At 62.6% G+C, this 15838-nt stretch carries 18 protein-coding genes; 10 read left to right on the forward strand and 8 right to left on the reverse strand.

Going from position 1 to position 15838, the window contains the following annotated elements; translation table 11 throughout:
* Positions 1 to 109: 109 nt before the first annotated feature.
* Genes FDP28_RS01135 through FDP28_RS01160 form a run of 6 tightly spaced genes read left to right on the forward strand, consistent with a single transcriptional unit; the run spans position 110 to position 5279 of the window.
* On the forward strand, positions 110 to 928 hold the full coding sequence (locus FDP28_RS01135) for a helix-turn-helix transcriptional regulator (protein ID WP_144658781.1): 819 nt from the start codon (positions 110 to 112) through the stop codon (positions 926 to 928).
* Positions 928 to 2403: a Fe-S cluster assembly protein SufB gene (sufB, locus tag FDP28_RS01140; RefSeq protein WP_144658782.1), complete on the forward strand. Its 1476-nt coding sequence runs from the start codon at positions 928 to 930 to the stop codon at positions 2401 to 2403. Before FDP28_RS01135 ends, sufB begins: the two co-directional genes overlap by 1 nt.
* 2 nt (positions 2404 to 2405) lie before the next feature.
* Complete coding sequence (gene sufD, locus FDP28_RS01145; protein ID WP_144658783.1) at positions 2406 to 3710, forward strand: Fe-S cluster assembly protein SufD; 1305 nt, start codon at positions 2406 to 2408, stop codon at positions 3708 to 3710.
* A gap of 37 nt (positions 3711 to 3747) precedes the next feature.
* On the forward strand, positions 3748 to 4104 hold the full coding sequence (locus FDP28_RS01150) for a non-heme iron oxygenase ferredoxin subunit (protein ID WP_144658784.1): 357 nt from the start codon (positions 3748 to 3750) through the stop codon (positions 4102 to 4104).
* Positions 4105 to 4147: 43 nt separating this feature from the next.
* Entirely contained in the window at positions 4148 to 4933 is a 786-nt protein-coding gene (gene sufC, locus FDP28_RS01155; RefSeq protein WP_144658785.1) for a Fe-S cluster assembly ATPase SufC, read from the forward strand.
* A gap of 13 nt (positions 4934 to 4946) precedes the next feature.
* Complete coding sequence (locus tag FDP28_RS01160) at positions 4947 to 5279, forward strand: metal-sulfur cluster assembly factor (RefSeq protein ID WP_144658786.1); 333 nt, start codon at positions 4947 to 4949, stop codon at positions 5277 to 5279.
* Positions 5280 to 5375: 96 nt separating this feature from the next.
* On the opposite strand, the gene ypfJ is transcribed toward FDP28_RS01160, so the two are convergent.
* Positions 5376 to 6281, reverse strand: coding sequence for a KPN_02809 family neutral zinc metallopeptidase (gene ypfJ, locus FDP28_RS01165; RefSeq protein WP_144658787.1), 906 nt, complete (start codon positions 6279 to 6281; stop codon positions 5376 to 5378).
* Between the two features lie 61 nt (positions 6282 to 6342).
* Between ypfJ and FDP28_RS01170 the strand changes: the two genes are divergently transcribed.
* A complete protein-coding gene (locus FDP28_RS01170) occupies positions 6343 to 7734 on the forward strand; it encodes a class I adenylate-forming enzyme family protein (RefSeq protein WP_144658788.1) in 1392 nt (463 codons plus the stop codon).
* Positions 7706 to 8920 carry a thiolase family protein gene (locus FDP28_RS01175; RefSeq protein WP_144658789.1) on the forward strand — a complete coding sequence of 405 codons (1215 nt, stop codon included), beginning with the start codon at positions 7706 to 7708 and terminating at the stop codon, positions 8918 to 8920. The genes FDP28_RS01170 and FDP28_RS01175 overlap by 29 nt, the downstream gene beginning before the upstream one ends.
* Positions 8921 to 8924: 4 nt before the next feature.
* Here the strand turns inward: FDP28_RS01175 and FDP28_RS01180 are convergent, their stop codons facing one another.
* Genes FDP28_RS01180 through FDP28_RS01190 form a run of 3 tightly spaced genes read right to left on the reverse strand, consistent with a single transcriptional unit; the run spans position 8925 to position 10938 of the window.
* The gene (locus tag FDP28_RS01180) at positions 8925 to 9554 is read right to left on the reverse strand and encodes an energy-coupling factor transporter transmembrane component T family protein (RefSeq protein ID WP_144658790.1); all 630 of its coding nucleotides are present in this window, start codon (positions 9552 to 9554) and stop codon (positions 8925 to 8927) included.
* The gene (locus FDP28_RS01185; protein ID WP_144658791.1) at positions 9551 to 10288 is read right to left on the reverse strand and encodes an energy-coupling factor ABC transporter ATP-binding protein; all 738 of its coding nucleotides are present in this window, start codon (positions 10286 to 10288) and stop codon (positions 9551 to 9553) included. Before FDP28_RS01185 ends, FDP28_RS01180 begins: the two co-directional genes overlap by 4 nt.
* Positions 10285 to 10938, reverse strand: a complete 654-nt coding sequence (locus tag FDP28_RS01190) for a biotin transporter BioY (protein WP_144658792.1) — start codon at positions 10936 to 10938, stop codon at positions 10285 to 10287. Before FDP28_RS01190 ends, FDP28_RS01185 begins: the two co-directional genes overlap by 4 nt.
* A gap of 276 nt (positions 10939 to 11214) precedes the next feature.
* Here FDP28_RS01190 and FDP28_RS01195 point away from each other — a divergent pair, with 276 nt between their 5' ends.
* A complete protein-coding gene (locus FDP28_RS01195; protein WP_144658793.1) occupies positions 11215 to 12813 on the forward strand; it encodes an ABC-F family ATP-binding cassette domain-containing protein in 1599 nt (532 codons plus the stop codon).
* Positions 12814 to 12826: 13 nt separating this feature from the next.
* Here FDP28_RS01195 and FDP28_RS01200 read toward each other — a convergent pair whose 3' ends face one another.
* From FDP28_RS01200 to FDP28_RS01215, 4 genes are read right to left on the reverse strand one after another with little or no spacing between them, the layout of a single operon-like run.
* Positions 12827 to 13312 (reverse strand): YbaK/EbsC family protein, encoded by a 486-nt coding sequence (locus FDP28_RS01200; RefSeq protein ID WP_144658794.1) that lies wholly within the window; start codon positions 13310 to 13312, stop codon positions 12827 to 12829.
* Positions 13296 to 14162, reverse strand: coding sequence for an SURF1 family cytochrome oxidase biogenesis protein (locus FDP28_RS01205; RefSeq protein WP_144658795.1), 867 nt, complete (start codon positions 14160 to 14162; stop codon positions 13296 to 13298). Before FDP28_RS01205 ends, FDP28_RS01200 begins: the two co-directional genes overlap by 17 nt.
* Complete coding sequence (locus FDP28_RS01210; protein ID WP_144658796.1) at positions 14163 to 14435, reverse strand: hypothetical protein; 273 nt, start codon at positions 14433 to 14435, stop codon at positions 14163 to 14165. It lies immediately after the preceding gene.
* Entirely contained in the window at positions 14432 to 14935 is a 504-nt protein-coding gene (locus tag FDP28_RS01215; RefSeq protein WP_144658797.1) for a DUF3099 domain-containing protein, read from the reverse strand. The genes FDP28_RS01210 and FDP28_RS01215 overlap by 4 nt, the downstream gene beginning before the upstream one ends.
* A 154-nt stretch (positions 14936 to 15089) precedes the next feature.
* Here FDP28_RS01215 and FDP28_RS01220 point away from each other — a divergent pair, with 154 nt between their 5' ends.
* Positions 15090 to 15815 carry a beta-ketoacyl-ACP reductase gene (locus tag FDP28_RS01220; RefSeq protein ID WP_144658798.1) on the forward strand — a complete coding sequence of 242 codons (726 nt, stop codon included), beginning with the start codon at positions 15090 to 15092 and terminating at the stop codon, positions 15813 to 15815.
* Positions 15816 to 15838 lie beyond the last annotated feature (23 nt).

Raw genomic sequence — 15838 nt, forward strand, 5'->3', positions numbered from 1 at the left:
AAAGTATTCTACGTGAAGTAGTACGGTCACACTTTGCGGCCAAGCCAAGGTCAGTCTTGCCTTACTGGATGCATGAAACAAATTACGACATGATTGTGTTGTGTATTCCATGAGCAGTCCTATATCCATGCCTCCAAAGCGGCATGCTGCAACGGCAGAGGCCTTGAGTGCCCCGTCGTTGCCGGACGCGGATGACCGCACGAGGGACCGCGTCCTGAGCGCTGTCCTCGAGAATGGTCCGGTCAGCGCTGCCGAGCTGGGGGATCTTCTAGGGTTCACACCTGCCGCTGTCCGCAGGCACCTGGACCACTTGGAGCGCAGTGGCGTGATCGAGGTCAAAAGGGTCGCCAAGGCCGGTTCAGGCGCCGGACGTCCTGCCCGCCGCTACGTGCTCAGCTCCCAGGGGCAGTCCAAGTTGGGCGATGATTACCTGAACATTGCGAGCTCTGCCCTCAAGCGCCTGCAGGAGCTTGCAGGCGAAGACGCAGTCCGGGAATACGCCGAAGAGCGTTTCGCGGAGATGGAACGCCGTTACGCACCTGAGGTCCAGGCGGCCGGCGATGACATCACGGCGCGTGCCATGGCGTTGTCCAAAGCCTTGAGCCGCGACCGCTTCGTAGCCTCCGCCCATTCGATCGAAGCCAAAGCTCCTTTGCCCGCGGCTTTGTCCAGTGTCCAGCTTTGCCAAGGACATTGCCCCATCCAGCAGCTCGCTGCCCAATTTCCGGTGTTCTGCGATACCGAAACCGCAGTGTTTTCCCGGCTGGTCGGCGTCGATGTCCGCCGGCTGTCCACCTTGGCGCAAGGCGGTCACGTCTGCACCACCCACATACCTACCGGGCGACCGGCTGCCACAGTGCTCCCAGGCACTGAAGCGCAGACCGGAAACCTGTCCCAGGAATCAAACAACCAGCAAGAAAGGCCGTGATGACGGGTCAATTAGCTGAAGGAACAGCAGAGAAGGCGGTAGCTGACGGCACTGTGATCTCGGAGATTCTGGAAAAGAATCCCGAGCTGCACGGTATCGGCAACTACGAGTACGGCTGGGCCGACAAGAACGACGTTGGCGCCAATGCCCGTCGTGGCCTCGACGAGGAGGTTGTCCGTGACATCTCCGACAAGAAGAGCGAGCCCGAATGGATGCTCGATCTGCGCCTCAAGGGTCTGAAGTACTTCGACCGCAAGCCCATGCCCACCTGGGGTGCAGACCTCTCGGGCATCGACTTCGACAACATCAAGTACTTCGTGCGCTCCACCGAGAAGCAGGCAGCCACGTGGGAAGACCTTCCCGAGGACATCCGGAACACCTACGAAAAGCTGGGTATCCCGGAAGCTGAGCGCAGCCGCCTGGTATCCGGTGTCGCGGCCCAGTACGAGTCCGAGGTTGTCTACCACCAGATCCGCGAAGACCTGGAGGCCCAGGGTGTAATCTTCCTGGACACCGACACCGCTTTGAAGGAACACCCGGAAATCTTCCAGGAGTACTTCGGCACCGTCATCCCCGTGGGCGATAACAAGTTTGCTTCGCTGAACACGGCCGTTTGGTCCGGTGGCTCGTTCGTGTACGTTCCCAAGGGTGTCCACGTGGATATCCCGCTGCAGGCCTACTTCCGCATCAACACGGAAAACATGGGCCAGTTCGAGCGCACGCTGATCATCGCTGACGAAGACTCCTACGTGCACTACATCGAAGGCTGCACGGCTCCGATCTACACCTCGGACTCGCTGCACTCGGCAGTTGTGGAAATCATCGTGAAGAAGGGCGCCCGCGTCCGCTACACCACCATCCAGAACTGGTCCAACAACGTGTACAACCTGGTCACCAAGCGTGCCATCTGCGAAGAGGGCGCCACCATGGAGTGGGTCGATGGCAACATCGGTTCCAAGGTGACCATGAAGTACCCGGCTGTCTACCTCGTTGGTGAGCACGCCAAGGGCGAGACGCTGTCCATCGCGTTTGCCGGCGAAGGCCAGCACCAGGACACCGGTTCCAAGATGGTGCACATCGCACCGAACACCAAGAGCTCCATCATCTCCAAGTCGGTTGCACGTGGTGGTGGCCGTGCAGCATACCGTGGCCTGGTCCAGGTCCGCGAAGGTGCCAAGCACTCTGCCAACACGGTCCGTTGTGACGCGCTCCTGGTGGACACCATCTCGCGTTCGGACACCTACCCGTACATCGACATCCGCGAGGACGACGTCGTACTGGGCCACGAGGCAACCGTTTCCCGCGTCAGCGAAGAACAGCTCTTCTATCTGATGTCCCGCGGCATGCCGGAGGACGAGGCAATGGCCATGATCGTGCGCGGCTTCATCGAGCCGATCGCCCGTGAACTGCCCATGGAATACGCCCTCGAGCTCAACCGCTTGATTGAACTTCAGATGGAAGGATCCGTCGGTTAACAATGACTGATATCACTACTGAAAAGGCACGCATCGGCGCGCCCTCAGCACAGCCCTTTATCGACGGCTTCACCGAAGAAGGCGAGAACCTCTCGCCCATCAACGCGGACAGCCCGACGGCGGCACAGCCCTCCAGCGGTCCTCTCGCCGGTGCTTCGGCGAAGGGTCACTCGCACGGTGGCGGCGTTGGCGTCCCGGACAGCTCCCGCGCGGGCCGCCTCACCTCATACAACGTTGAGGACTTCAAGTCACTGACCGGCTTGGAAGAGGACTGGCGGTTCACCCCGCTGCGCCGCCTTCGCGGGCTGCACAGCGAAGCCCTGACCGGCGCTGCTCCCGCTGTGTCCGTCAACGCTCCCGAGGGCGTGACGGTTGAGACCGTCGGCCGCGATGACCAGCGCATCGGCCAGGCAGGTATTCCCGAGGACCGCGTCTCCGCGAACGCCTGGGCGAACTTCAAGGAAGCCACCGTCATCACGGTTCCCTCGGAGACGTCCCTTGAGTCGGAGATCACCGTAACCCTTTCGGGCGTCGGTACGGATGCCGCTGCCCAGCACGTTGTGGTTGTGGCTGAGAAGTTCTCCAAGGCCGTCCTGGTCCTGGGCCATGAAGGTTCTGCGGTTGTTTCCGAGAATGTGGAGATCGTCCTTGAGGACGGCGCCGAGCTGACGGTTGTCTCGCTGCAGGAGTGGAATGACGATTCCGTCCACGCTTCATCCCAGCAGGCGAAGATCGGCCGTGACGCCAAGTTCAAGCACATTGTGGTCAGCCTCGGTGGCGACCTCGTCCGCGTCACGCCGACGGCCCGCTTTGCAGCTCCCGGCGGCGAAGTGGAGCTCTTCGGCCTGTACTTCGCCGACGCCGGCCAGCACCTTGAGCACCGCACCTACGTTGACCACGCGCAGCCCAACTGCGTCTCCAACGTGCTCTACAAGGGCGCACTCCAGGGCAAAGGCGCGCACACCGTGTGGGTTGGTGACGTCCTCATCCAGAAGAACGCCGAAGGCACCGACAGCTACGAGAAGAACCAGAACCTGGTGCTGACCGATGGCTGCCGCGCGGACTCCGTTCCCAACCTGGAAATCGAAACGGGCCTTATCGAGGGAGCTGGCCACGCCAGCGCCACGGGCCGCTTCGACGACGAGCACTTGTTCTACCTGATGGCTCGCGGCATCCCGGAAGATGTCGCCCGTCGCTTGGTAGTCCGCGGCTTCCTCAACGAGATCATCCAGAAGATCAAGGTACCGGCCATCGAAGAACGACTGACCGACGCCGTTGAGCGCGAGCTCGCCGAAACCGACAACTAACGTCCACCAACAACCAGGACAGGCCAACAGGACAAGCATGAGTGATCACATCAAGGGCGAATTGGTGTGCAACGCCAATGACATCAAGGTCAAGCAGGCGTTGCGCGTCCTGATCGATGACTACCCGGTAGCCATCGTCAAGGACTCGATGGGCGAAATCCACGCCGTCGGAGACACCTGCTCGCACGCTGACATCTCCTTGTCCGAGGGAGAGGTCGAGGGCTGCGCAATCGAATGCTGGGGGCATGGTTCCCAATTCGATCTGCGCAGTGGCCAGCCGCTCCAGTTGCCTGCCTACGATCCGGTCCCTGTTTTCGCCGTCACCATCGATGGCGAAGACGTGTACGTGGACGTGACCAACGTTGTGAACGGCGCTCCTGTCAACAATTACTGAGCGCCCAGTACCGCCAGACTTACGAACGGAAAGAAAGAAGAGCATGTCTACTCTTGAGATCAAGGACCTGCACGTCAGCATCGAGACGGAGCAGGGCACCAAGGAGATCCTGAAGGGCGTCAGCCTGACCATCAGGACCGGCGAGACCCACGCGATCATGGGCCCCAACGGTTCCGGCAAGTCCACCCTTGCTTCCACCATCGCCGGCCACCCGCGCTACACGGTCACCAGCGGCAGCATCACCCTGGACGGTGAAGACGTCCTGGAGATGAGCGTCGACGAGCGTGCCCGCGCCGGCGTCTTCCTGGCCATGCAGTACCCGGTAGAGGTTCCGGGTGTCACCATGACCAACTTCCTGCGTACGGCCAAGACCGCGATCGACGGCGAAGCACCCGCCCTGCGCACGTGGACCAAGGACGTCAAGGCAGCCATGCAGCAGCTGCGCATCGATGCCGACTTCGCCCAGCGCAACGTCAACGAAGGCTTCTCCGGCGGCGAGAAGAAGCGCGTCGAGATCCTTCAGCTCGAGCTCTTCAAGCCCAAGTTTGCTGTGCTTGACGAGACCGACTCCGGCCTCGACGTCGACGCGCTCAAGATTGTCTCCGAAGGTGTCAACCGCGCACACGCCGAAGGCAACATGGGTACCCTGCTCATCACGCACTACACCCGCATCCTCCGCTACATCAAGCCGGACTTCGTCCACGTCTTCGTCGACGGCAAGGTTGTTGAAGAGGGCGGCCCCGAGCTCGCAGACCGCCTCGAAGAAGAAGGCTACGACCGCTACGCCGCAGGTGCCGGCGTCGCTGTTGCTCCTGCCGCACAGGCCTAGTTAGGATCACCTTATGACCGAAATCAACGCTGCGCGCACCAGCCTCGAGGACGTCGAGGAAGCGCTTAAGGACGTCATCGACCCCGAGCTTGGGGTGAACGTCGTGGACTTGGGCCTTTTGTACGGCCTGAAGTACTCCGACGACGACGGCGCCCTCCTGATCGACATGACCCTCACCACTGCGGCCTGCCCGCTGACGGACGTGTTGGAAGAACAGGTTGGCAAGTCCTTGGACGGCATCGTCGATGACTGGCGCCTGAACTGGGTATGGATGCCGCCATGGGGTCCGGAACGGATCACCGACGACGGCAAGGACCAGATGCGGGCCCTCGGCTTCAACATCTGATCAACGGCTTAGCCTGCTGAAAGGCATAAAGGAAGGGTTCCGGGTATTGCACCCGGAACCCTTCCTTGTTTGTTAAGCAACATCCCGCGGGACAAGCTATGGCGTGGCAACCCCGAAGGTGTCGCACTTGTTGATGTCACCGGTGCTGTAACCCTGTGAGAACCACTTCTGACGCTGCGCACTGGAGCCATGGGTCCATGATTCGGGCGAAACCCGCCCGGTTGCGGCCTGCTGGATCCTGTCGTCGCCCACCGCGGAAGCAGCAGACAACGCGTCCTGCAGATCCTGCTGCGTGATGGGATCCAGGAAGGGCTTGCCGGTTGCGGGGTCGGCCTGCGTGGAGGCGTAGCGCACCCAGAGGCCGGCGTAGCAATCGGCCTGCAGCTCCACTCGCACTCCACCGGACTGGGGACCCTGAGGATCCTGCTGAGCGCGGTCGAGATTGCCAAGAATGTTTTGAATGTGGTGTCCGAATTCATGGGCCACAACGTACTCCTGGGCCAACGGTCCGCCCGAGGATCCGAAGCGCGTTACCAGTTCGTCAAAGAAGCCCGGATCAAAGTACGCCTTGACATCGGCAGGGCAGTAGAAGGGGCCGACAGCCGTTGTGGCCTGGCCGCATCCGGTGCTGGTTACTTGGTCGAAGATGACAGTTCCGGGCTTGGAGTATTTCACGTTGTACTGGGCGAGGTAATCGGGCCAGAAGGCGTTCAGGCTGTTGACCGTGCCGGTGATCCGGCAGTCGAGACGTTTGTCGGCGTCGGCCCCGGTCTTGCATTCCTGCACACCTCCGGAACCACTGCCGCTGTCGATGGCAGGAGGCGCTGTTCCGCCGCCGCCAAGGTCCCCCAGGATATTGGGGTTGATACCGAAGAGGGCCAGGAGCAGAACCACGATGCCTCCGCCGATGCCACCACCGATCTTGGTGCCCCTCCCCATACCACTGCCACGTCTGTCCTCCACTTGGGACGGGTCAAGCTGCGCGCCATCATTGAAACTCATACAGCCAGAATAGACGTCACTTTTGCTGCCGGGCGCCGGACACTGCCGTAAAATTGGCTGGATGCCTTTCCTGGACAAACTCAACCTCTGGGCTGATGAGCGCCCGCACGACACCGCCGTCGTCGTGGGCACCAGCCGGATTACCTGGGCCGGACTTCGAGACGCAGCAACGCAGCTCTTGAGTGCCACCGGAGCCACGACAGTACTTGCCGAGCCCAACTCGGTTCGCTTCGTTGAGCGGTATGCCGCCGCAGTCGCGGGGGAGCGGCGCTGCGCTGTCCTTGACCCTCATTGGCCCGCACCCATGATCGAGGAAGTTGCCTCCCGTATCGTCGACTCCGGGCCTGCTGCGGGGGACAGTCTTGTCGACGGAGATCCTTCGAGCACCTTCCTGGTTGGCCTGACGTCAGGCACCACCTCCGTGCCGAAAGCCTTTACCCGGTCCCGGCGCTCGTGGCAGGTCTCGTTCGAAGCTTCCATTGAGTTCTTCGGACTCTCTCCAGATGACCACACCTTGGCGCCGGGGCCTCTCTCGGCAAGCCTTAATCTTTATGCCTTGTCCGAGTGCCTCTATGCCGGCGCCGCCTTCCACACCCTTGACTCATTCGATGTGGGGGACGCGCACGCCGCCATCAGCCATGACGGCATCACCCGCTTGGTACTGGCACCCACCATGCTCCGCCTGCTGAGCGAAAGGGGCTTGGCCGGAGACGTGGATGCCTCGGGAATCCGCAGCATCATCTGTGCCGGATCGAAGCTGGACGCACGCACCTTGGGGGCCGCCCGTCGATGGGCTCCCCATGCCGCCATCTATGAGTACTACGGCGCGTCGGAGCTAAGTTTCGTGTCCGGGACGCGCCTGTCCGCCGGTGAGCCGCTCGATGCCGGGGGCACAGGTATCGGAAGCCCGTTTCCCGGCGTGGAACTGCGCATCCTTGACGATGCCGGTCACGCCTTGCCTGACGGATCGCACGGCAACATCAGCGTACGCAGCGGCATGGTCAGCAACGGCTACCTTTGGGGCGACGACGGGCAGGCTTTGCGATGCCTCGACGGTTGGTACACCGTAGGGGACCAGGGCTACCTGCAGGATGGAGTGCTCCACATACTTGGCCGCCGATCGGACATGATCGTCACGTCCGGGAAGAACGTGTATCCCCATGAGGTCGAACTGGCCCTGGCCTCTGTTCCGGGCATCGAGGTTGCGGTCGCCGCCGGCGCACTTGACGATGTCCGCGGGCAAAAGGTGATCGCCGGCGTCGTTCCTGCCTATGGTGCTGTGACGGCCACGCAGCTCCGCACGGGTCTTGACGGCCTCTTGGCGCGGGACAAATGGCCGCTGCAGTATTACCTGCTGTCCGAGCTGCCGATGACCGACCGCGGAAAAGTCAGCCGCAAGGTGCTCTTGGACTGGATCAAGAACCATGACCCGCGGGCCCAAATCCTTGGCTAACGCAGCGTCGGTAACCGACCCGTCCCGCCTACCCGTCATCATCGCTGCCCTCCGGACGCCGATTTGCCGGGCCAACGGGCAACTCAAACACCTCGCCGCACCTGAACTGCTGGCGCCTGTGCTGGGGGCGCTGCTGGAAAAAACAAGTTTGGACCCCGCGGACATTGACGACGTCATCATCGGCAATGCTGTGGGCGGAGGCGGCAACCTCGCCAGGTATGCCGCGCTTGAGGCGGGTCTGCCCGTCACCGTACCTGGAATCACCGTCGACCGTCAGTGCGGTTCTGGCCTGGACGCCATCGCCTTGGCATCAAGGCTTGTGGCTGCCGGCGGTGATCCGGTGTTCCTTGCCGGCGGCGTCGAAAGCATCAGTACGGCCCCGGTCCGGGCCAACAGGAACGACGACGGCGGCCTGGACTTCTATTCACGGGCCACCTTTGTGCCGCAACAGTTCGGCGACCCGGACATGGGTGTCGCTGCGGAAAATGTCGCCAGGACCTTTGCCGTCACCCGCGAACAGCAGGATGAGTATGCCCTGCGCAGCCATCGCCGCGCCGTCGAGGCTGCGGCAACGGGCAAGTTCTCCGGCGAGATCGTCCCGCTGGCTGGCACGGGTGCGCCGGTAACTGCCGACGACGGCCCCAAGGCGTCGCTGCGGCCCGCCCTCATGGGCCGGTTCCCGGCGGCGTTCGTTCCCGGGGGAACCGTCACGGCAGCAAACTCCTGCTTCGACGCCGACGCGGCCTCCGCCGTCGTCATCACGTCCCTGGCCCGGGCACGCACCCTGGGTGCGGTGGACGGCTTGGAAGTGCTCGGCAACGATACCGCCGGAGTTAATCCGGAACTGCTTGGGATCGGGGCAGCCTACGCCGCCGAACGGCTGCTCGCCGGCCACGGGATGTCAGCCGAAGCCCTGGACCTGGTGGAGTTCAATGAGGCGTTCGCCTCGCAGACCATCGCGTGCTTGGAACATGTTGGTGTTGATCCTGTAAAGGCCAATCTGGAGGGCGGTGCGTTGGCACTGGGGCATGGTTACGGTGCGTCCGGCGCGGTATTGGTAACCCGCCTATTGGCGCAGGCCCGCGCACGGTACCAGGAGACAGGAACAGCTGCCCTCGCATTGGCGATGATCAGTATCGCCGGTGGCATGGGCACCGCCAGCCTCCTTCGCTACACCCGGTTGTAGTCCCTCACGGCCTTTCCTCTGCCTCTCCCAATCCACGGGCGGCCAAGGCGTCGCCGGTTTGCCTGGCGTATGCCACAGTGGTGATGAACACCGGCAGGACCAAAGCCCGCGGGTTCCTCTCCAGGCCGCGGGCGCGGGCCGAGTCCCGCACGTCGGCAAAAGCACCGGCGATGAACGGAATGCTCCTGAGCATCACCGCGATGGTCAGGGCGAAGCGCTCCGGGTCCGCGCCGAACCGGCGGAACGGGGTGGCAAGGGAAACCACCCCGTCCAACAGTTCCTGCACGGGTGTGGTGACTGTCAGCAAGGATGCAGCCACCACACAGACGAGCACGTTGAGCACGATGCGGGCCGCCGTGGGACCGCCCAGCTGCCACCACTGGAATAGGCCTATGGCCAGCAGTATGGGCGCCACTGTCCAAAGGGTACGCAGCAATCGCTTGATGCCTGCGCCGCTGAGAAGGAACAGCAAGGACATCAGCACAAAGGCGGCAAGGGAGACCGCCCAGTCCACAATCAGGAATGAGGCCGTCCCGCAGGCCACTACCACCAGGAACTTCAGCCAGAGGGGAGCGCGGTGGAGAAGGGAGTTTCCAGGAACATGGTTCGCCAACAGGAAGCCATGGCCCCTCACGGCAGCGTCCCTTTCGTTGGCAGCCCATCGACGGAAGCTGCGCATAACGCACGGTAACGGTCGACGCCTTCGGCCGCTCCGCCGTCGAACACTATGCGGCCCTCTTCCACCACCAAGACCCGGTCCATGTCCAAGGCCAAGTCGAGGTCATGTGTTGACATGATGACCTGCTGCTCCAGTCCGGCTATGGTCCGGCGCAAAAGCTCCCGATTACGCAGATCCAGAAGTGTAGAGGGCTCATCGAGAACCAGAACCCCCGGATCGACTGCCAGTACCGCAGCCAGCGCCAACAGCTGGCGCTCCCCGCCCGAGAGCTCGTAGATACTCTGGTCTGCCACTGGGAGAAGGCCAAAGCGGTCCAGCACCTCTTCGGCGCGGGTGGCCCGTTCTGTGGAGTTCTTGATGGAGCGGCGCAGGGACAGCTCAACGTCTTCCCTGCCCGTCGGCATCACCAGTTGCGACAAAGGATCCGTGAAGACAAAACCAACGTTCGCCCGGACCCGCCGCACGTCTGAGCGCGTGTCGCGACCATGCACCACGACGTTTCCCTCCGAAGGCTCCACCAGGCCGTTCAAGAGCCGCAGAAAAGTGGACTTGCCCGACCCGTTGGCACCAATGACACCAATCCGACGCTCCGTGAGCTCCAGGGAAACATCCTGCAGGAGCGTTTTGGGCATATCGCTGGAATCTACGGCGACCCGCACCGAGACTCCGCGGAAATTGATGGTTCTCATGACCCCTTCTTGACCCGGCGCACCAGGACATCGGGGAAAGCCTTGTGGATGGCCAACGCGATGACCACCGCCAAGACGTTCTTGAGGGTATCTCCCGGAAGGAAGGGCAGATCGGCCAGGAGTGCCTTGCCGAAGTCGAGTTTCGCGTTGACCATCATGCCCACGATGCCCAGGCCGTGGACGATTACGATGCTGCTGGCCATGGCTGCGGCAAAGAGCCACAGTCCCCGGTACTTGACCGTCCTGCGGATCACGACCCCGGCAAGGTAGCCGACGGCCGCTGCCGCCAGCGGGAAAGCGATGATGTATCCCGCCGAGGGCCCGGCGAGGATCCCCAACCCGCTGCGGCCACCGCTGAAGATGGGCAAACCTGCCAGGCCCAAGAGGACATAAAGCCCGACGGCGGCAAAACCGCGACCGGCGCCAAGAACCAGACCGCTCAGCATGACGGTCAGGGTCGCCAAGGTGATTGGCACCCCAAGAGCCCCCACCGGAATGCCTGGAACGATCGACGACGCCGCCACGAGGGCGGCGAAAACGGCGATAAGGCCAAGGTCGGTTGCGTTCCAGCGCTTGCGTGTGGCGGCGGGCCGCTGCACGGTGACGTTCGCGGAAGTGGCGGAGGCGGCGGCCGGGTCGGTCTTGCTCATGACAGGTCCTAACGGATCAAAGTGGTGCGATGACGAGTGGTTGTTTCCCCTGGGATCGAGAATACGGACGGAGAGCGATGCGGATTTTGGAGCCTCCCTACAACGGTGTTCGGTCGAACTTTGGACGTTGGCACAATTTCCGCTGCTTGAGGAGGATGTCTACCCGCGTCCTGGGTGCCGGTAGACTTGGACAGGCTGTTCTCACAGCCGTACCCCGCCGCAGTCACTGGGCCCACCGGCCCCGCAGGCGTTCCCCATTGAAAGGCATCACCCGAATTGATTACCGTCCAGGATCTCGAACTCCGCGCCGGCGCACGCCTGCTCATGGACCAAGTCAACTTCAGGGTGGACAAGGGCGACAAGATCGGCCTTGTCGGTCGCAATGGTGCCGGCAAGACAACCCTCACCCGCGTTCTGGCCGGAGAGGGTTTGCCTGCTGGCGGAAAAGTGACCCGAAGTGGCGAAATTGGCTACCTGCCACAGGATCCGAGGACCCCGGACATGGAGCAGCTCGCCCGGGACCGTATCCTCTCGGCACGGGGCCTGGATGTGGTTGTTGGCAAACTCAAGAAGGCACAGCAGGAAATGGCCAGCGAGGACGCGGCAGTCCAACGCAAAGCCATGAGCCGCTACGATCGCCTCGAAGCCGAATTCCTGGCCGGCGGCGGGTACGCCGCCGAGGCCGAAGCAGCCGCGATCTCCTCCAACCTCGCACTGCCTGAGCGCATCCTCAATCAGCCGCTGAAGACCCTCTCCGGAGGTCAACGCCGTCGTGTCGAGCTTGCCCGTATCCTGTATTCCTCAGCTGAGACCCTGCTGCTCGATGAACCCACCAACCACCTGGACGCGGACTCCATCACCTGGCTTCGCGACTTCCTGAAAGACCACCAGGGCGGCCTCATCGTGATCAGCCACGACGTTGAACTGCTCGAGGCTACCGTCAACAAGGTCTACCACCTGGACGCCAACCGGGCCCAGATCGACTACTACAACATGGGCTGGAAGCGTTACCTCCAGCAGCGCGAAACCGACGAACGCGCCCGCAAGCGTGAACGGGCCAACGCCGAGAAGAAGGCACAGGTCCTGATCGACCAGGCCAACAAGATGCGAGCCAAAGCCACCAAGGCTGTTGCGGCACAAAACATGGCCAAACGCGCCGAGCGGCTGCTTGGCGGACTCGAGGCAGTTCGTGAGAACGATCGCGTGGCGGCCCTGCGCTTCCCGGATCCTTCGCCTTGCGGCAAGACGCCGCTCACCGCCGAGGGCCTGAGCAAATCCTACGGCTCCCTAGAAATCTTCACGGACGTGGACCTTGCCATCGACCGTGGTTCCAAGGTGGTCATCCTGGGACTCAACGGTGCGGGCAAGACCACCCTGCTGCGCATGCTGGCCGGGGTAGACAAACCCGATACCGGTGACATCATCCCAGGTCACGGTCTCAAAGTGGGCTACTACGCCCAGGAGCATGAAACGCTGGACCACGAACGCACCGTGCTGGAAAACATGCGGTCCTCGGCACCGGACATGAAGGACGCCGAAGTGCGGGGCATCCTGGGGTCGTTCCTGTTCTCGGGAGACGACGTCGACAAGCCCGCAGGAGTGCTCTCCGGCGGTGAAAAGACGCGTTTGGCGCTTGCCACCATCGTGGCATCCAGCGCCAACGTGCTGCTCCTGGACGAGCCAACCAACAACCTTGACCCGGCCAGCCGCGCAGAAATTCTTGGCGCGCTCAAGAACTACACCGGCGCCGTCGTCATGGTCAGCCACGACGAGGGTGCTGTGTCAGCGTTGAACCCGGAGCGCGTCGTGCTCCTTCCGGATGGCGTCGAGGACCACTGGAACGAGGATTACCTGGACCTCATCACGCTGGCCTAAGCCCAGCTACGGGTTACCGGACGCGGAGTTCTTCCGCGCCGGTAATCCGGGCCAAATCCCGGTAGGTGATCGAGAACATCGAGTGGTGGTCTCCGGCGCCTGCCCAGAGCACTGGGTGTTCCCGAAGCGAGGCGTCCAGGACAGTCCTTATCGGCGCTGGATGGCCAAGGGGCGCAACTCCGCCCACTTCCTGGCCTGTATGCTGCAAGACGAAATCCGGCGTGGCCCGGCGGATCTTTGCCGTCCCCAACTGGGCCGCCACGAGGGCCGTGTCCACTTTGGCCGCGCCGCTGGCGAGGATGAGCAGCGGCCCGCCGTCGAGTTCGAAGATCAGGCTGTTGGTAATAGCGGCGACGTCGCATCCCAGGACCGTCGCAGCTGCTGCCGCGGTGGGCACTTGCGTCTCAAAAATCCGGACAGTGTCCTTAACGCCTGCCATGGTCAACGCCGACTTGACGTTCAGGACAGGGGCCGGAATGTTCTCAGTAGCCTTGGGCATCAAGGATGGCGTCTTCCTCTTCCTCGGATGTTGGCCGTTTGCCCTTCCGGGGTGCTGGAGCACGCTTGCGCACTACCGCTCCGGCGGCCACGATCTGCTCGTCTTCTTCGTCCTCCGCATCGATGGCAGCGTTGCGCGCCTGCTGACGCGCGGCGTAGCCGAACCCGATAAACATCAACACCCCGAATGCGAACCACTGCAGGGAGTACGACAGGTGGGTTCCCTCTTCGGTGGCCGGTTTGGGGAAGGGGGTGGGCATGGGCTGCACGGCGGGGTCTTCACTGGCGAGCTGCCCATAGGCGCCGGTGGCGATGGGATACGGGAGTTCCGTGGCAAAGCTTGCCAGGTCGATGGAGGCGAGCTGGCCCTCCACCGCTCCGCGGTCCAACTTTGGTTCGGCCGGTTTCAGGCGGGCAATCACGGTGACCTCACCTGCGGGAGGCGCGGGGACGACGTCGGGACGGCCAGGAGTGTTGTTGCCGATCGGCAGCCAGCCGCGATCGATGACTACTGCTTCGCCGGTAGTCAGGCGGAAGGGAACCACGACGTCGTAACCTGGCTGGCCGTTCAACGGACGGTTACGGACTACCCGCTGCCCTTCGGTGTCGTAGGAGCCCCGCAGCTGGACCTGCGTCCATTCCCGCTCGGGATCGAGCGAATCGAACTGGTCCTTGATCTCGGCATAGGGGACCGGTGTTGCCGAATAGTTGGTGACAACCCGGTTGATTTCGGCCAGTGTTTCCGCCCGCCGGTCCATCTGCCAGCGGCCAAGGAACACGCACGCTGTTGCGAAGATCACGGCCAAAACGAAGTACCCCAGCCATTTGCTGGAGAAAAGGAACCGATACATTCAGTGAGCCTCGTTCACTGTTGAACCGTCCGCGAAAGGGACAGTCTCTTTCCAAAGCCCACGGGTCTGCAGATACTCTTCAAGCCATTCCCGGTGGTCCCCGCAGGAAAGCCACACCTTGCGCCGCTCAGGGGTGTGGATGCGCGGATTGTTCCACAGGAGTTGCCACTGGGCATCCTGGCGGCACCCTTTCCGGGAGCACATGGCCGTTCCCGTGGCGCGCGCCGATTCCTGGTCGGCCAAGCCTGCGCCGCCAAGGTTGAAGATATTCATGAAGCCGCCCGTTCGTCGCCGGGTTGCCCGGCCTGTCCTGCATGTTTTTCCGTGTTTGGTTCCGCTCCGCCGTCGGCAGGCGCGTCATCGACCAGCTCGCCCTGAAGCACCGTTGGCGCCCCATTCTCCGGGTCATCCGCGGGCTCATCCGAACGTTCGATTTCGGGAACCGCAACGTAATCGAGGAGGGAGTCGCTGGGGGCCTCGGCTTTGTCGTTGCCGTTGGCAATGACCACGGCGAACCATGGCAGGAAGACAGCGCCTGCGATGGCGATGATTTTGAACCAGCCATCCACCACGAAAATCAGGATGATGCAGACCATGCGGATTCCCATGGCGACGGCGTACTTGATCATCCGCTCGCGCATATCCTCGGAGTGGGCAGCAGCTGCGTCGGTGATGCTGTGGACTTCGGGGTCGCTGGAAACAGCGTCCGGTTCCCCGGGCACCCGCTGCAGGGGACTGTTCTCTCGTGTCACAGCTGAATCATCACGCTCCAAAGGCCTCTTCCAATTCTCTCACCAACGTCCTGACCGCCCAAACCCGCGCAGCTGGCTGGTTACCCGCGCGTCGCTTCAGCCGACGGATAAGATCGGAACAGGAAAATCCCACTTCACAGCGGCCTTCGATGACCGCAGAACCTGGAGCGAAAGTATGTCTGAAGCAGTATCCACCGGTCGCAGCGTCCTGATTACTGGCGGCAACCGCGGCATCGGACTGGCCATTGCCGAGTCCTTCCTTGCCAACGGCGACAAGGTAGCTGTTACCTATCGCAGTGAAACAGAGCTGCCTGAAGGAATCCTGGGGGTCAAGGCAGACGTCACGGACGAGGCTTCGATTGATGCAGCCTTCAAGACAGTTGAAGAGGCACACGGCCCGGTCGAGGTACTCGTGGCCAATGCAGGCATCACCAAAGACACGCTGCTGTTGCGGATGAGCGAGGACGATTTCACCTCAGTACTGGACACCAACCTGACCGGGGCGTTCCGTGTGATCAAGCGCGCTTCCAAGGGAATGATCAGGCTTCGCAAGGGTCGCGTGGTCCTCATCTCTTCCGTCTCCGGCCTTTATGGGGCACCAGGCCAAATCAACTACTCCGCGTCAAAGGCCGGCATGGTGGGCATCGCACGGTCGCTGACGCGTGAGCTGGGCAGCCGGGGAATCACCGCCAATGTGGTGGCGCCCGGGTTCATCAACACCGACATGACCGCCGAACTGCCCGAAGAGACCCAGAAGTCCTACCTCGCCAACGTTCCCGCGGGGCGTTTTGCTGAGGCCTCGGAGGTAGCCGACGTGGTCCGCTGGGTAGCCAGTGACGAAGCCGCCTACATCTCCGGTGCGGTCATTCCTGTCGATGGCGGCCTCGGCATGGGCCACTGACCCACTACCCGGGACCGTAGTAA

It is taken from the genome of Paenarthrobacter nicotinovorans (assembly GCF_007670255.1).
GTDB classification, from domain to species: Bacteria; Actinomycetota; Actinomycetes; order Actinomycetales; family Micrococcaceae; genus Arthrobacter; species Arthrobacter nicotinovorans_B.